The organism is Dokdonia pacifica (assembly GCF_900188275.1).
Classification (GTDB): Bacteria; Bacteroidota; Bacteroidia; order Flavobacteriales; family Flavobacteriaceae; genus Dokdonia; species Dokdonia pacifica.
This window is the reverse complement of the sequence record NZ_FZNY01000003.1, coordinates 364,080-379,908: the sequence shown is the minus strand read 5'-3', so window position 1 is coordinate 379,908 and position 15,829 is coordinate 364,080. Positions and strand designations below refer to the sequence as shown.

14 protein-coding genes are annotated in these 15,829 nt (G+C 34.6%); 12 read left to right on the top strand and 2 right to left on the bottom strand.

Going from position 1 to position 15,829, the window contains the following annotated elements; translation table 11 throughout:
• The first annotated feature begins 29 nt into the window (after positions 1–29).
• From CHB80_RS11855 to CHB80_RS11805, 11 genes are all read left to right on the top strand, one after another.
• Positions 30–1,952 (top strand): S9 family peptidase, encoded by a 1,923-nt coding sequence (locus CHB80_RS11855; protein ID WP_089371682.1) that lies wholly within the window; start codon positions 30–32, stop codon positions 1,950–1,952.
• 47 nt (positions 1,953–1,999) lie between these two features.
• On the top strand, positions 2,000–2,692 hold the full coding sequence (locus CHB80_RS11850; RefSeq protein ID WP_089371681.1) for a DUF2490 domain-containing protein: 693 nt from the start codon (positions 2,000–2,002) through the stop codon (positions 2,690–2,692).
• 35 nt (positions 2,693–2,727) lie between these two features.
• A complete protein-coding gene (locus CHB80_RS11845) occupies positions 2,728–3,648 on the top strand; it encodes an adenylate/guanylate cyclase domain-containing protein (protein WP_089371680.1) in 921 nt (306 codons plus the stop codon).
• 54 nt (positions 3,649–3,702) lie between these two features.
• The gene (locus CHB80_RS11840) at positions 3,703–4,176 is read left to right on the top strand and encodes a hypothetical protein (RefSeq protein WP_089371679.1); all 474 of its coding nucleotides are present in this window, start codon (positions 3,703–3,705) and stop codon (positions 4,174–4,176) included.
• A 130-nt stretch (positions 4,177–4,306) separates the two neighbouring features.
• Positions 4,307–5,113 (top strand): helix-turn-helix domain-containing protein, encoded by an 807-nt coding sequence (locus CHB80_RS11835; protein WP_089371678.1) that lies wholly within the window; start codon positions 4,307–4,309, stop codon positions 5,111–5,113.
• 69 nt (positions 5,114–5,182) lie between these two features.
• The gene (locus tag CHB80_RS11830) at positions 5,183–6,901 is read left to right on the top strand and encodes a serine hydrolase domain-containing protein (RefSeq protein WP_089371677.1); all 1,719 of its coding nucleotides are present in this window, start codon (positions 5,183–5,185) and stop codon (positions 6,899–6,901) included.
• Between the two features lie 423 nt (positions 6,902–7,324).
• Positions 7,325–8,170 carry a TolB-like translocation protein gene (locus tag CHB80_RS11825; protein ID WP_089371676.1) on the top strand — a complete coding sequence of 282 codons (846 nt, stop codon included), beginning with the start codon at positions 7,325–7,327 and terminating at the stop codon, positions 8,168–8,170.
• Positions 8,171–8,424: 254 nt separating this feature from the next.
• On the top strand, positions 8,425–9,165 hold the full coding sequence (locus tag CHB80_RS11820) for a 5'-methylthioadenosine/adenosylhomocysteine nucleosidase (protein WP_089371675.1): 741 nt from the start codon (positions 8,425–8,427) through the stop codon (positions 9,163–9,165).
• A gap of 418 nt (positions 9,166–9,583) precedes the next feature.
• On the top strand, positions 9,584–10,498 hold the full coding sequence (locus CHB80_RS11815) for an AraC family transcriptional regulator (RefSeq protein ID WP_089371674.1): 915 nt from the start codon (positions 9,584–9,586) through the stop codon (positions 10,496–10,498).
• Between the two features lie 48 nt (positions 10,499–10,546).
• Positions 10,547–11,110 (top strand): hypothetical protein, encoded by a 564-nt coding sequence (locus CHB80_RS11810; RefSeq protein ID WP_089371673.1) that lies wholly within the window; start codon positions 10,547–10,549, stop codon positions 11,108–11,110.
• 92 nt (positions 11,111–11,202) lie between these two features.
• Positions 11,203–11,589 carry a VOC family protein gene (locus CHB80_RS11805; RefSeq protein ID WP_089371672.1) on the top strand — a complete coding sequence of 129 codons (387 nt, stop codon included), beginning with the start codon at positions 11,203–11,205 and terminating at the stop codon, positions 11,587–11,589.
• A gap of 6 nt (positions 11,590–11,595) precedes the next feature.
• Here the strand turns inward: CHB80_RS11805 and CHB80_RS11800 are convergent, their stop codons facing one another.
• Complete coding sequence (locus CHB80_RS11800; RefSeq protein WP_089371671.1) at positions 11,596–12,807, bottom strand: DUF418 domain-containing protein; 1,212 nt, start codon at positions 12,805–12,807, stop codon at positions 11,596–11,598.
• A 115-nt stretch (positions 12,808–12,922) separates the two neighbouring features.
• On the opposite strand from CHB80_RS11800, the gene CHB80_RS11795 reads away from it, so the two are divergent.
• Entirely contained in the window at positions 12,923–14,083 is a 1,161-nt protein-coding gene (locus CHB80_RS11795; RefSeq protein WP_089371670.1) for a glycoside hydrolase family 130 protein, read from the top strand.
• A gap of 68 nt (positions 14,084–14,151) precedes the next feature.
• On the opposite strand, the gene CHB80_RS11790 is transcribed toward CHB80_RS11795, so the two are convergent.
• Entirely contained in the window at positions 14,152–15,228 is a 1,077-nt protein-coding gene (locus CHB80_RS11790; protein WP_089371669.1) for a 50S ribosomal protein L11 methyltransferase, read from the bottom strand.
• Between the last annotated feature and the right edge of the window lie 601 nt (positions 15,229–15,829).

Sequence of the window (15,829 nt, the reverse complement as noted above, 5' to 3'; positions counted from 1 at the left end):
CTTTTTTAAACAACTAACAATCTAATCATATGAAAAAAGCAGTTTACCTTATCGTGTGCTTTACTTTAATTCTTTTCTCCTGTAAAGAACAAGTAAAAGAAAAATCACAAGAAGAACGTACCGTTGCACAATACTCTATTGAGCAATTTATGGATAACGAAAGCGCAGGAGCCAATGGCTTTTCTGCCGACAAATCCAAAGTATTAATTACCAGTAATCGTTCTGGAATTAATAATATGTATAGTACGCCAGTTAAAGGCGGTGAGCTTACGCCTATCACCCAAAGTGACAGTAGTTCTATATATGGAATCTCTTACTTCCCTAAAGATGATCGTATTTTATTTAGTATGGACGGAAATGGAGATGAAATTTTCAAAATTTTTATGAAAGATGAAAATGGCATCAAAGCATTGACACCTCTTGAAGGTGTTCGTACAAATTTTAGAGGGTGGGCAAAAGATGGAAAAAGCTTCTTTTATGGAAGTAATGAACGTGATCCACAATTCTTAGATCATTATGAAATGAATATTGAAGATTTTTCTTCTAAAATAGTGTATAAAGTAGAAAGTGCTCGTGATTTTAATGCTATGAGTGACGATGGCAAATACATTACACTCTCTGAAGCTATTAATACAAATGATAGTGACTTATATATTGTCAATACAGAAACCAACGAACAAAAGAAAGTAAATGCAACCCAAAGTGGTAATGGGCATTTAGACTTTTCTCCAGATGGAAAAACACTGTATTTCTCTACAGATGAAGGAGCAGAAAATTCGTATGTAGCAAGTTACGATATTGCTACAGGAACGGTAGAGCGCGTAACAAATAATGAGTGGCCCGTATTTAGTTATTACTTTACTCATAATGGAAAATACAATGTTTTCTTTACCAATGAAGATGCAAAGACAGTGATGAAAGTAACAGAAGTAGCTACTGGAAAAACCATTGAGTTTCCAGAAATAGATGGACAATCTGTAACCAGTGCTAGTTTTTCAAGAGATGAATCTATGGCTTTACTGCGAGTAGGTAACTCTGCAAAACCTACCAATATGTATGCCTATGATATGAATACAAAAGACTATTATCAATTAACAGACGTACTCAATAAAGAAATCAATGCCGATGATCTTGTAGAAGGAAAAGTTGTGAGATTTAATTCTTTTGATGGTGTGGAAGTCCCTGCTATTTATTATCAACCTAAGCAAGCAAACGCAAACAATAAAGTTCCAGCTATCGTAATGGTGCACGGAGGCCCAGGAGGGCAATCTAGATTGAATTTTAGTTCGCGTACACAGTTCTTAGTAAATCATGGATATGCTGTACTTGCTGTAAATAATAGAGGTAGTAGTGGGTATGGAAAAACGTTCTATATGATGGACAATCAAAACCACGGAGATAAAGACCTTAAAGATTGTATCGCTGGGAAAGATTGGTTAGCAGAACAAGAAATAATTGATGCCGATAAAATTGGTATTATGGGTGGATCCTATGGTGGTTTTATGACCATGGCAGCCCTTACATCAGCTCCAGAAGAGTTTAAAGTAGGTGTGAATTACTTTGGTGTGACCAATTGGATGCGTACACTTAAAAGCATTCCGCCATGGTGGGCTTCTTTTAAAGATGCTTTGTATGAAGAGATGGGAGATCCACATACCGAAGATTCTATTCGTTTAAAGAAAATATCTCCGCTATTTCATACAGATAAAGTAACCAAACCATTATTAGTTCTACAAGGGGCTCAAGATCCTAGAGTATTACAAGTAGAAAGTGATGAGATTGTAGAAGGTGTTCGTCAAAATGGGGTTCCTGTAGAATATGTACTTTTTGAAGACGAAGGACATGGATTCGTTAAAAAGGAAAACCAAATAGAAGCTACAAAAAAAGTAATCGAATTTTTAGATCAATACCTAAAAGGTGATACAAGTAAGCTAGAAAAAACCGATCTTTAGTACTTTATTTATTCATTCAAAAAAAACGACAATACATTATTAATTCTATGAAAAAAATATTTTTAGCGTTCATACTACTATCTATAACTGCAAGTACATATGCACAAAATAATGGAGAAGATGATTTAGGAGCTTGGTATATGCTATTTACCAACAATCGAGTATCTGAAAAATTAAGTATCCATGCAGAAGTACAGTATCGTAATTACGAATTTGCAGATAATTTTAATCAGTTATTATTACGTACCGCTTTAAATTATCATATTTCTGATAAAGCCATGGCCTCTTTTGGCTATGGTTTTATTAGTACGGATCCTACATTTGAAGATCCAAATGGAGAAGAAAACATCTCAGAGCACCGTATCTATCAACAGTTTGTGCTACGTAACTCGGTTGGAAAATTGAAGTTTTCACATCGCTATCGTTTAGAACAACGTTTTATAGATAATCCCCTTTCGGGAAATGATACGCAGCATCGTGCCCGTTATTTTTTAAGGCTTACATATCCGCTTAGCGACAAATGGTTCTTAACGGCCTATGATGAAGTGTTTATCAATTTACAGAATGAATTCTTCGGTCAAAACCGTTTGTATGGCGCATTAGGATATAATATCTCTAAAAACCTAAGTACACAAGTAGGCTACTTAAAAAATGATTTTAGAGTAGATACTTTTGATCGTTTTCAAATTGCTTTCTTTCTAAAAACAGACTTGAGAAAGAAGAAGAAAGAGGATAGTTAAAATAACTGTGAGATACAAAGAAAACAAGCTCCCTCATGGATCAAACCACTTTCAATAAAATACAGTTATTTAAAGAAAAGCAAGAAATTCATTGCGCCGAAGAAGATACTATTCTAAAGGCAACGCTAGCAGCGCATATCAATCATACACATGCTTGTGGAGGGCAAGGCAAATGCTCTACTTGTCGGGTGAGTGTCATGGAAGGAATAGAAAATTGTTATCCAAAAAACGAACTGGAACAACTTATTTCTACGAAATTAAATTTCCCAAAAGAAATCAGACTAGCCTGTCAAACCAAATTAAAAGGAGATGTTTTGATTAGAAGAATGGTCTCTGATAAATTGGATATTGATCTCATTTCTGAACAGTTTTCTGAAGATTCAGAAATTGCCTTAGGAAGACAGCAGAGGCTCACCATCGTATTTACCGATATTGTGAATTATACCGCTTTTGCAGAAAAATTTCCACCATATGATATTGTACACGTATTAAATCGATATTATAGAATCATGAATACCATCATCCAAGAACACAAAGGAATCATTAGTGATGTAGCGGGTGATGGAATCTTAGCAGTTTTTGGAATAGACGAAAATACAGACAACTCTGTATTAGATGCCATCCATGCCATAGAAGGGATGAATCAAAAGCTAGACGATTTTAATGAATATCTCAAAGAAAACTTCAATACACATTTTGGAATACGAGCAGGCGTTCATTATGGAAATGCGATTGTAGGTCCTTTTGATACTGGAGCTATGAGAAAATTAGCTATTATAGGAGATAATGTAAATTATGCGAGTCGGATTGAAGCTGCCAATAAAGAATTTGGCACTTCCCTCCTGCTCTCTCAAGAAGCTTATCAAAAAGTAGAAAAAACATACCCAGAATACACAACCTTTGAAACTGAGCTAAAAGGAAAGACGGGACGCTATACCCTGTATCAGATTTATTAGATATTTGATCATAAAAAGTTTTGAATACTACTTATGAAAATAAAATTCTAAATATTGCAATTCCATAAAAATACATTAGAAGTAATCATACATTTTCTTACAAGTATTCACATACTTGTAGTTGAAGAAGCATTAACTAATGACACCTTCCTACCGGGTTTACAATTAAAAGGAGGTACTATCTTATTGGATAAAGAAAAGTTGCAATATCCAGGAGACCTATTGCATGAAGCAGGACATATAGCTATTACAGATAAAGAACTAAGACCTCTAATAGGCACTAAAGAAATGGACCCAGCTTGGCCTTCAGATGGTGATGAAATTGCAACCATATTATGGTCATATGCTGCAGCAACTCATTTAAGCATTGATCTTACCATTCTATTTCATTCAGGAGGCTATAAAAATGATTCAGAATGGCTTATTGAGCAATTCACCAATAAGAATTATGTTGGATTACCATTACTTGAATGGATGGAGTTATGCGATAGTAAAGAATTTCCTATAATGAAGAAATGGTTACGATAAAATGGTATACAGCGTTTTTAGATGTAGCTATATATAAATTTCATTCTCTAGATAAAAAAGAGTATATTTTATCATAGAAAAATAAAAGATAACAATCATTAGTTATAGTATCTATAAGTGCTAGCAAAAAATGAAAGTATTAACAAAAGGACAATATTACGGCGATCAAAATTTAGAGGTGTCCTTTAATGGAATTCTGTTATCACGCTATATCTATACAGGTGTTAAAACAGATTGGCATTATCATGAGAATCCTTATTTCATGTATGTATTACAAGGCAATATGATGGATTGTAATACTAGGGTCAAAACACTTTGTCCTTCTGGAAGTTTAATGTTTAATAATTGGCAAGAATCTCATTATGGCAGTATGCATTCTGATACTGCGAGTGGATTTCATTTAGAGTTTGAAAGAACGTGGTTTGAAAAGAATGGCATCGATTTGCAGATACTAGAAGGGAGTCAGCTTATAGAGAATCCGCAATTACACCTTCTTTTTGCAAAACTATATAGAGAACTACTACTCTCAGACACCTATAGTAAAGTGTCTGTTGAATTTTTACTACTTCAAATATCGGAAGCCTTAAGCAATATCAAAACGACACATATTCAAAAACCACCTATCTGGATAGAAGACTTAAAAGAATTATTACACTACGATACAGCAGAACTAAGTCTGAAATATTTATCTGATCAATTACAGATACATCCTGTACATATTTCAAGAGCAGCTCCTAAACACCTTTCTATGAGTCTTGGGGAATATATACGGCAACAAAAACTTAAAAAAGCGATTCCACTTTTGTTTGACAACTCTAAGTCATTAACAGAAATTACATACCAAGCAGGCTTTTCAGATCAAAGTCATTTTAATCGGGTATTTAAATCTCATTTTGATATGAACCCCAGTTCGTATAGAAAAATACTAAAGAAATAGACGTAATGTTAATTTCATACAATTTTCACCTATTGATATGTTCTAAGTTTGTGACTTAAACTTAAAAAAATGTTCAAATACCTAACAATTATAGTAGCATTATCTGTGTCCATAATGACAAGCTGCGCTCAGATTGATCAAAAAGATTATGAGGGCGAATGGATAGGCTTTTTGCCGAATAAAAACAGTTTCAATTTTCAGGTAACTTTACATAAAGGAGAAGGCACTGCGTATCACTTGAAAATCGCTAATGACACAACCCTCTTTGATGAATCTGTAACTTCTTCTAGTACTAATGGAGTTGAATTTACAATAGACAACCAGTTATTCTTCGATTTGCAGTATACTCAGAATGAACAAGTACTAACGGGGTTTATTCAAACGGGGAAATTGATGTACCATGTAAACTTGCAACATCAAGGGAATGATACATTCGCAGGTGCTTGGAATCCTTTTATGGTAGATAATGGTTTACAATCTGATGATATCATGCTGTATATAGAACCCATGAATGAAAAAACGCTAGCTGCCTATCCATTTTTCGGAGATCAACGGTTTAGAGGCACGTGGACTGCTGATTTTAAACAAAAAGGAGATATCCTCCTATTTACAGATGGGATGACCGGATTCAATTTTCGCGCTAAGCTATCAAAAAAGAATATTGAGTTAGAGATTTTCCTAGCTGACATGTTTATTACAAAAACAAACTTAACTCATACCAATGATGGTTGGGAATATCATTCAGATTACGTACACCAACCACAAAATACAAATACGCCTGCACAATTAAAGGATGGTTGGGAAACAACCAATATAGATGCGTTGGGAATCAATAAAAGTGAATTAACACGATTAATAACTGATGTTGAAGCTCAAAAGTTAGTCAATACCCATAGTATCCTTATCGCCAAGGAAAATAAGCTCGTATTTGAAACCTATTTTGATGGATTTAACGCCCATATACCACACGACTTGAGATCGGCATCCAAAAGTATATCCTCTGCAATTATTGGAATTGCGATCGATGAAAACATTATAAAAAGTGTTGATGAAAAATTATATGACTTTCTTCCTGAAACCTATCAATACACAAAAGATCCTCAAAAAGCGAACATAACCCTAAAAGACTTACTCACCATGAGTTCAGGATTGGATGTCAATAATCAGGCATCAGAAAACAATTATCAAGATCCGCGTTTTTCTAATAATTGGTTAAAGACCGTATTAGAAGCTCCTATGGTCAAAGAACCAGGTACCTATGCAGATTATGGTTCTGCCAATCCGTTTTTACTGGGTGTTTGTTTAAATGAGCATTTAGACATTCCTCTTGAAACCTATATGGACGAAAAGCTATTTGCCCCTTTAGGCATCACTAATTATATCAATCAGACAGATGATTCTAAAATCACTCCTTATTTTGGAGGAGGCATGCTATTAACATCGCGAGATTTGCTCAAATTTGGACAACTATACCAAAATAAAGGGAAATGGAAAGGACAACAAATTATCTCTGAAAAATGGGTGGAAGCCTCTTTTGGTAAATACTTACGATTACAAGACTACAATGATAAAAACTTGTATGGATATCTATGGTGGCATGACACTTATGAAGTCAATGGAAAAGCCTATGAAGCAATTGAAGCAAGAGGCGCTGGCGGACAATTTATTTTTATTCTTCCAGCGCTAGAATCGGTGGTAGTGATCACTTCAGGGAATTTCAGAAACCGTAAAGGCAATCAACCCAGAGAGATTTTAAAGGACTATATTATTCCCGCATTGGTAAATTAGAAATTAGCGCGTATTATTATTTAATATAAGTTCGACGTAAGTTCTCAGATTTTTCTCCCCTTTTCTTCAGTATAGAAAGGAATTCCCGTTAAAAATTTTTGAAACCATGGAAAAAATTTAGGGAAGTTCTTGTGGTTTTTCGCTTAAAGCGAAAAAATACCTAAGAAAAGGTGTCTTTTCTTTTGGTTCCGTTTTCTTTGGACAAGCAAAGAAAATGAACAAAATTGCTAATTTTAAATAAATCATGTTGTTTTAAAACAAAATCACACTAAGAAATAACTAATTATTTACATAGAAATCATATTATTATATTTCGCTAACACAACTAAATAACACATACATACGTTAGTATCATATCAATCAATCTTAAAACTTATGCGTCTATTCCTTTGTTGTTTTTTATGCTCGTTATGTATTCCGTTTATGGCTTACGCTCAACAAGTAAATCCTGCGTTCACCTATTTGGGACAAAAACCGCCAACAGTACAACCCAAAATATTTGCTCCTGAAATCATTTCAAAAAAAGGCGAGTATGAGTTTGGATCTGTTTTTAATAAAGATGCTACGCAGTTTTTTTACGGAGTACAGCTAGGAGGACGAACCGTCATATGTTATTCAGAACTTAAAGGAAACACATGGACAACACCTATAACCATTTTATCAAACCCAAAATATGGATTTAATGATCCTTTTTTATCTCCAGATGAACAACGCTTATATTTTATTTCTCAAAAAGCACTAGACGGTTCAGGAGCCAAAGAAGATCATGATATCTGGTATGTAGAGAGACAAGGCAATAGTTGGTCAGAACCCATCAATGCTGGACCAAATATTAACTCACCTTCTGAAGAATATTATATCTCCTTTACAAAGGAAGGTACCATGTATTTTTCATCCAATAAAAACCAGAATCACTTTGATATTTATACTTCCGAATCTAAGAATGGAGAATTCCAAGAAGCCATAAAGTTAGGACCATCCATTAATACCACTAGCTATGAAGCTGATGTCTTTGTTGATCCTAATGAGAAGTATGTGATTTTCTGCGCCACACGCTCTGAAGGATTAGGAAGAGGTGATCTCTACATTAGTTTCAAAAACCCAGATGGATCATGGACAAAATCTATTAATATGGGAACTACCATTAATACAGAAGGTCACGAGCTTTGTCCTTTTGTTTCTAAAGACGGTAAGTATTTCTTTTATACAAGTAACCAAGATATCTATTGGGTAAGTACCGAGGTAATTGAGGAGTTACGAGGTAAGTAAGCCCCCCTAATCCCCAAAAGGGGAACTCAAACTTAAAACACTAAATACAAAAGAAAACAAGAATAGTATCTCGTATAAAAACAAGAAGGCTCCTCCCCTTAACGAGGGGAGGTGGATGAATCGAGGCACGAGATTCAGACGGAGGGGAGACTACCAAACTTCTTATCGCAACGCATCTATCGGCTTTACTATAACCCAATAACAAAAGAGTGAAAAAGGCTACATTTGTTATTCCACACGTATAAAAGCAAAGAATGATCGGAATTATGAGTGCCATGCAAGAAGAGATTCAAGCATTGCTGAACCATTTAGAACATACAGAAGAGTACACAAAAGGAAAACGAACGTACTATAAAGGGACCCTTTTTGGAAAAGAAGCGGTATTGGTATTTTCCCGTTGGGGAAAAGTTGCTTCGGCAACAACAGCCACTCAATTGATCAATGATTTTGATGTAAACGAACTCATCTTTACAGGCGTTGCTGGAGGTATCCATCCAGATATGAATATTGGTGATATTGTGATTGGAAAACAACTCGTGCAACATGATATGAATGCCTCGCCTTTATATGGTCTATTTGAAATTCCGCTTTTACATAAAACCTTTTTTGACACACATCCCGAAAAAAGAGAACAACTCACAAATGCATGTCAACAATTCATTGATACGTATACGAATGTGATTTCAGAAAAGGAAGCGAGAAGCCTGGATATTATGAATCCTAAAGTGGTGATAGGCGACATTGCAAGTGGAGACCAATTTATAAGCAAAGCATCACAAGTACAATTTATAACAACCCATTTAGAATCTGTAGTATGCGCAGAAATGGAAGGAGCTGCTGTGGCACAAGTGTGTTATGAATATGAGGTTCCCTTTTCTATCATTCGTATTATTTCGGATAAAGCCAATAGTGAGGCTCCTATAGATTTCCCGCTTTTTGTAACGCAAATCGCTAGTAAATATGCATTCGAAATTTTTAAAAATTATCTACAATAGAAGAGAGTCTAGACTGGAAAGAACCAGGAATCAAGACTAAAGTAATTCGTCCTGGATCTTGTGTCTTAGAGCTTAATAATTTTGAGTTATCTCGACGAAAGGAGAGATCACACATCTAACTCAATGTGATGCGATTTCTCGTCGCTCATACCTCGCTCTGTCGAAATGACTAAAAGAGAATATACGTCATGGACGTGTAGTGATCTCGAGTCTTTTTTATCAATTGTGGAAAACTGCAAACTATTTACATCAAATTTGGTTTAGATTTAAAACTATTAAAACAATTGGCATATACAACATAAGAAGCGGTTATCGCTACTAATCACAAAAAGTGCTTATATATAATATAGTTGCTAAACCCTCAAAATTCAGTTAGGTTTGCATAAACAATCGTTAGCTGCAAGTTGGAACGAACCCAATGATTGACAATGAATACAAATATCGAATCAATAAAGTAATTGACCATATTGAGAGAAATTTGGACAATGATTTTTCATTGGACGAATTAGCAAAGATTTCCAACTTTTCTAAATTTCATTTCAGTAGAATATTTCAAGACATAACAGGAGAGACACCATTTAAATTGATTCTTCGTCTCCGATTGGAAAAAGCAGCATCACTTTTGAGTAACAGAAACGATTCGATTTCTAGTATTGCTCTTAAATGCGGATTTAAAAGTTTACCAGTATTTTCAAAGAATTTCAAATCTCATTTTAATGAATCAGCGACTTCATTCAAAAAGAAAAATAGCAATTTGAATAAAGTAAATAGCACTCAGGATAAAAACATTGAAACACCTTCCGTTTATATTTGTAATCAAACGAAATCAATTAAATGGAAGGTAGATATGAAAAATAACGAAAGTATTGAAATAAAAGACTTACCAAACATACCTGTAATTTATGTAAGACACATCGGCCCCTATCAAGGAGACGTTAAATTATTTGAAAGACTGTTTAGCAAACTATTCGCTTGGGCTGGTCCAAAAGGAATATTAGATAATGGAGACTTCCAAACTGCCATAGTTTACCACGATGACGTGAACGTTGCCGATAAAAGCAAATTAAGGACAAGTGTTTGTCTAACAGCACCTGAAAACACCAAAGTGGACGGCGAAATCGGAAAAATGGTTCTTGAAAAAGGAAAATATGTTGTTGCCAGATTCACAGTCAAAGCCGATGAATTTCAAAAGGCTTGGGATTGGCTTATTGAAAAATGGTTTCCGACAAGTGGATATCAACCAGACGACAGAGCTTGTTTCGAATTATACCCTGAAGAACCTGAAAATGGAACTTTTAAAGTTGACATATGTGTTCCTATCAGAAAATTATAATAGAATATACAAAAATCAGTAGCTAACATGTTGTATCCAATTTAAGAAATGACAAGACAAATTAGAGATAGACTCATTTATTCGGGAGAAGATTATTACTTGAACGAAGAGCTTTTAGAAGGGTATTTTAGAGAACATCCTGAAAAAAAACCAGAATCGAAAGTAACATGTACCGCTTTGTGGAGAGGATATATCGCAACATTTGAAATTAAAGATGATCAGCTATTAGTTGACAAACTTGAAATGTTTGAAGACACTAAACTGAATTTAAAAATTATAAAAGAATTATTCCCAAACAATAACAAATTTGAATGGTATTCTGGATTGATAAGAATAGATGACTACAGAGGTGAATGGGACGAAGAACCAAAAGACGGAAAATTTGAATTTTTAGAAATTAATAATGGAGATTTTATACAAAAAAGAGAAATGAACTTTGATGATCTACAAAGTTTCAAAAAGGAACAATATGAATACTTCATTCTATCTGAAGATGTAAATCCAATTTATAAATTATTCAAAAAAAATAATGAAGGAATAACTGAAGACAGAATTAATGAAATAATATCAAAAAACATACTTATCTATACAAGAGAAGTTTATGTAGATTAAGTATTTTTATGACAACTTACTATCTCTGGTAACGCTCGTTTGTTACAACTACTCACAACTGTTACTTTTAAACTCAAAACCAATCTTACTAAATGATTTCGTTTTCATTCAATCATATCGCACTTTCGGTTAAAGATGTCGATGTATCTATGGCATTTTATCAAAAGGTATTACAACTTGAAGAAATTAAGAATACAGCTTCAGATTCAAAAACGAGGTGGTTATCCCTTGGCGAAGGAAAACAACTTCACTTGATTCCGCGTCCAAATGCCGAAATAAAAACGAATAAGGCAGTTCATTTTGCAGTAGCCACATCAGATATTGATGCATTTATCACACATCTAATAGCATTAAACATGGAGTACTCTGATTGGAAAAATACCCCAAACAAAGATTACGTAAGAGACGATGGAATCAAGCAGGTATATTTTCAAGACCCAAATGGATATTGGATTGAAGTAAATGATGATACTCTATAAATAATATTAGCCCTTCTTCCGAATCTCTAATACTTTCCAGTACGAAATACATCGCCAAATCCATTCTAAAGGACCAAATTGGAAGAATGACAGCCAAAGCTTACTCAGTAACACCTGTACTATAAAAACACCCATAGCGACACCCATAGTCTGTATAGGTGATAAGGTTTGATACCATTGCAATCCTACAGAAGAGAATATCAATAATCCGATAAAACTTTGTAGTAAATAATTGGTCAATGCCATACGGCCTGCATATTGTAAAGGACTCAATAGCTTTTTCCAAAATGCGTATTGAAATGCATATACGACCAACCACACAAGAAATAATGCCATCAGCGTATCGCTTATCTGCATACCATAAATAAACAACGTTCGCCAAAATGGGACTTTCCAGATTTCAGTTTCCCATAAAAAGAATAGGAAAATTACTCTATATACATTAGAAAGTACAGCGATCCATAATACTGGTTTTTTGATACGTTGTATCCCTCTAGGAATGTCTTGTAACCATCCCTTCTTCCCTATCGTTAATCCTAAGATGAACATCGTAAATGCAATAGGCATTAAGGAGACAAATAAAACGGCTAAATTGCTTTTGTATTCTTGCATGCGTAACTGCATCCCATCCACATAGGAGCCTTCTCGAATAGTAGTCTCGATCGTTTCTGGAGTATAGCTTTTTAAATAGACCTCAGGTTGGTATCCTAAGGCAGCGGTGATCCATTCAAATAATGATCCATAGAATGGAAATAAGAAGATCACCAGCGCAATAATGATAAGCTGTTTAGGTTTCAGTTGTACTAGTAACAATGTACAGAGTCCTAGAAAGGCATAGATATGTATAACATCACCAGACCATAAAAAGAGAATATGTGCGACACCAAACAAAAATAACGCGCCCATTCGGCGAAAAAAGAAGGACATCGGTATTCCTTTTCGCTTTAAGCTTACCAATTGAATACTAATGCCTACCCCAAATAACAAAGAAAATATCGGGAAGAATTTTCCATAAAAGAAAAGCTGTTGGAGTCGAACGGCGAGTGTATCTATAGATGAAGTCCATTGTGCAGAAAATGCATCTTGATTCATAAAGACACAATTCATAATTTCAATATTGACCACAAATATACCTAGGAGCGCAAAACCTCTAAGGACATCAAGGATAACAATTCTATAAGAAACAGGTGCTATCTTTTCGGTAGACGGGTGTGTCATAAATCTCTTTGAAAGTAGCTCAAAAATACGATATAGAAATGGGAATCTTGACCTAAGTTTTAATAACCGTATCTTGGAGATAATTCAATTCATATGACAACCCATAAATACTCCTATGAGAAAACCTATGTATTTGATCATCCTACTTATCCTGGCTTTTTATGGATGTAAGAATGAATCGTTAGAAACTCTTGAAGTACCTAAAAAAGCAGCGCATTGGGCATTTACTGATTTCACGAAAGTGGATAGTATCAATCCTATTTTAAAACCAACACCCCGCCTACACTTTGAATGTCCTATTACAAAAGAGCAACGTAATTGGGAAGAACGAAACGTACTCAACCCGTCTGCTATTATCAAAGACAATCAGGTGTATTTATTTTATAGAGCCCAAGATTCAATGGGAACGTCTCGTATAGGTCTTGCAATTAGTGACGACGGGCTTCATTTTACCAAGCGAGCAACTCCTGTGTTTTATCCAGATAAAGATGCGATGCAACCGTATGAGTGGAATTATAGAAAACTAAATGGAGCGCCACTCATAGAAGATTGTAAAAGCTGTTATTTTGATGGCGTTGAGGATCCAAGAATCATTGAAAGTGCTGATGGAACTTATATTATGACCTATACTGCCTATAACGGAAAAACAGCCCGACTAGCGATTGCTTCTTCTAAAGATTTAATCAACTGGACAAAACACGGACTTGTGTTACATCAAGAGATCTACAAAGACCTTTGGTCAAAATCTGGAGCGATTGTCGTAGAAGTGGTAGGAACTAAAAATATCGCTAAAAAGATAGATGGAAAATACTGGATGTACTTTGGAGATACTAATTTGTTTATGGCTACCTCAGAAGATCTGATTCATTGGGAGGTGGCTATCAATGAAGAAAACAAGAAAATGATCACCGTATTACACCCTAGAAGCGGTTACTTTGATAGCCGATTGGTAGAACCTGGTCCATTTGCGATCTATAAAGAAGAAGGAATCTTACTAATCTATAATGGAAGTAATGCTGCAAATTTTAATGATCCCGCTATCCCTAAATTCACCTACGCAGCCGGTCAAGCACTTTTTGACAAAGATCATCCGTATCAATTAATAGACAGAACGCCTTCCTATTTTATTTATCCTGATAAGGAATATGAAAAAATTGGAGAAGTCAATGAAGTGTGTTTTGTAGAAGGGTTGGTTACATTTAATAATAGCTGGTTCCTTTATTATGGAACTGCCGACTCAAAAATAGCCGTTGCTGTACACCCTCTAGAAGAGTAGCCCTATGATGAATGTATAGCAAATAGCTATTGGTTATTATAAACTTTTAAACACATCAACTTATAGACTCACAAACTCACCTTATGTATTAATACCCAAAGTTCGACTTCTTCAGAGCCACGCCAATTCTGATCTCGCTTTGTCAAACTAGAGGCTTCTTTTACACGTTTCTTAAAACAGCGTTTTAATTGAAATCTCCCACCTTCAGAAAGTTCTTTTTCAATAGGGTGTATTGTTTTAAAGTTTGTAATTTGAAATAAGTTTGAGAATAAAATTACAATCTGTCCTTCTGGTAATAATCGTTGTTTTGCTTCCGCGAAAAAATTAGGAAATAAGTGCTCATCATAATAAATGGCAGCATCAACATAATCTTCTTGATTTGATTTAGGTAACCATGGTGGATTGAAAATAATGAGTTCTGTTGGGGAATCATAGCGTCCAAAAAGAGGGGCATAATCTAATGCTATTTTACGTGATAGTTTGGTGTCTCCCATAAACACTGCTAATCCAACAATGGCATTGGGGTTTATATCTGTTCCATACACTTTTTGAAATCCATATTTTAGAAGCTGAAAAGAGAGAATCCCACTTCCTATCCCCACATCTATAGCTGTTTTTTTAGGACCTTCATAGCGTTTTAACCAGTTGTCAAAAAGAGTAAGATGATCAAAACGTGTTGGAAAATAAGTACCATAATAGGGATGTATTTTATTGCGTAATACAGGTATCGAAATTCCATTAGTATACCATTGCCACGAACTGTTGAGTCCTTGTACTTGAGGAAAGGATAATACAAAATCAGATATTTCTGGATATAACTTTTTCAGCCAACCAATAGAAGGTGCTTTCTTTAAGGCTACTTTATGATCTTCAATTTCAATGAGAATACGATTAGATAACTTATGATACGTAGATCGAAACGTACGTTGTTCTTGAAATGATGTGTTAGGTAGTTTTTTATTAAGATAATTTTTTAATGCTTTGAGTACTACTAAGCCATTGCTATAGAAATCTGATATGACTATAGATTTTCCTGCTTCTAAGGTTTTGATAGTTTGTATAACATCGGTCTTATTATCAAATAGGATTATGTGTTTTTTACTCGTAATAGGAGTTGGTCTGTTTACTCGTATTTCTGTACTCATAATATCATCTTTATTAGGTATTGCGTGAGGGATTGCAGTGGAAATCCCGCAGCCTGATCCCGATTGTGATCGGGAGAAGTGCGAGGAATTGTATCGGAAAGCCCGATCTTTATTCTGAATATAATTCAGGATAAAGGGCACGCCCATCTATAAAAAGTAGGTATACCTGTATTTTTTTGGGTACAAAAATGGAATGAACATCGGTACTAAATAAAGTCATATTCTTTTGCATTAAAACGAATTGCAACGTAATGATAGCGGCAAAACGTATCGTTAAAATCACTAATAGATACTTTTCAGAAATCAGTCATTAGTCTGTTTACTGACGTTTTATGAGTAGAAATAAAGACTTAAAAGTGAGCCTTAGCTTTTTGCAAAAGTGAAGCAAAGAGATAATTAATATCAATAAGTACATAATACACGATGAAAGGTACGCTAATAAAACTTGTAAAAAGAGAAATAGATCCGTAATTCAGGATTCATACATAACAGAAGGTAGAGAATTTAGATCTATATAAAGTAGGGTTTCGCTATTTATATTTTTGCTTAAAGCGAAAAAAAACGATACTTGAAAATGGGAATATTTGTACCTTAACGCATC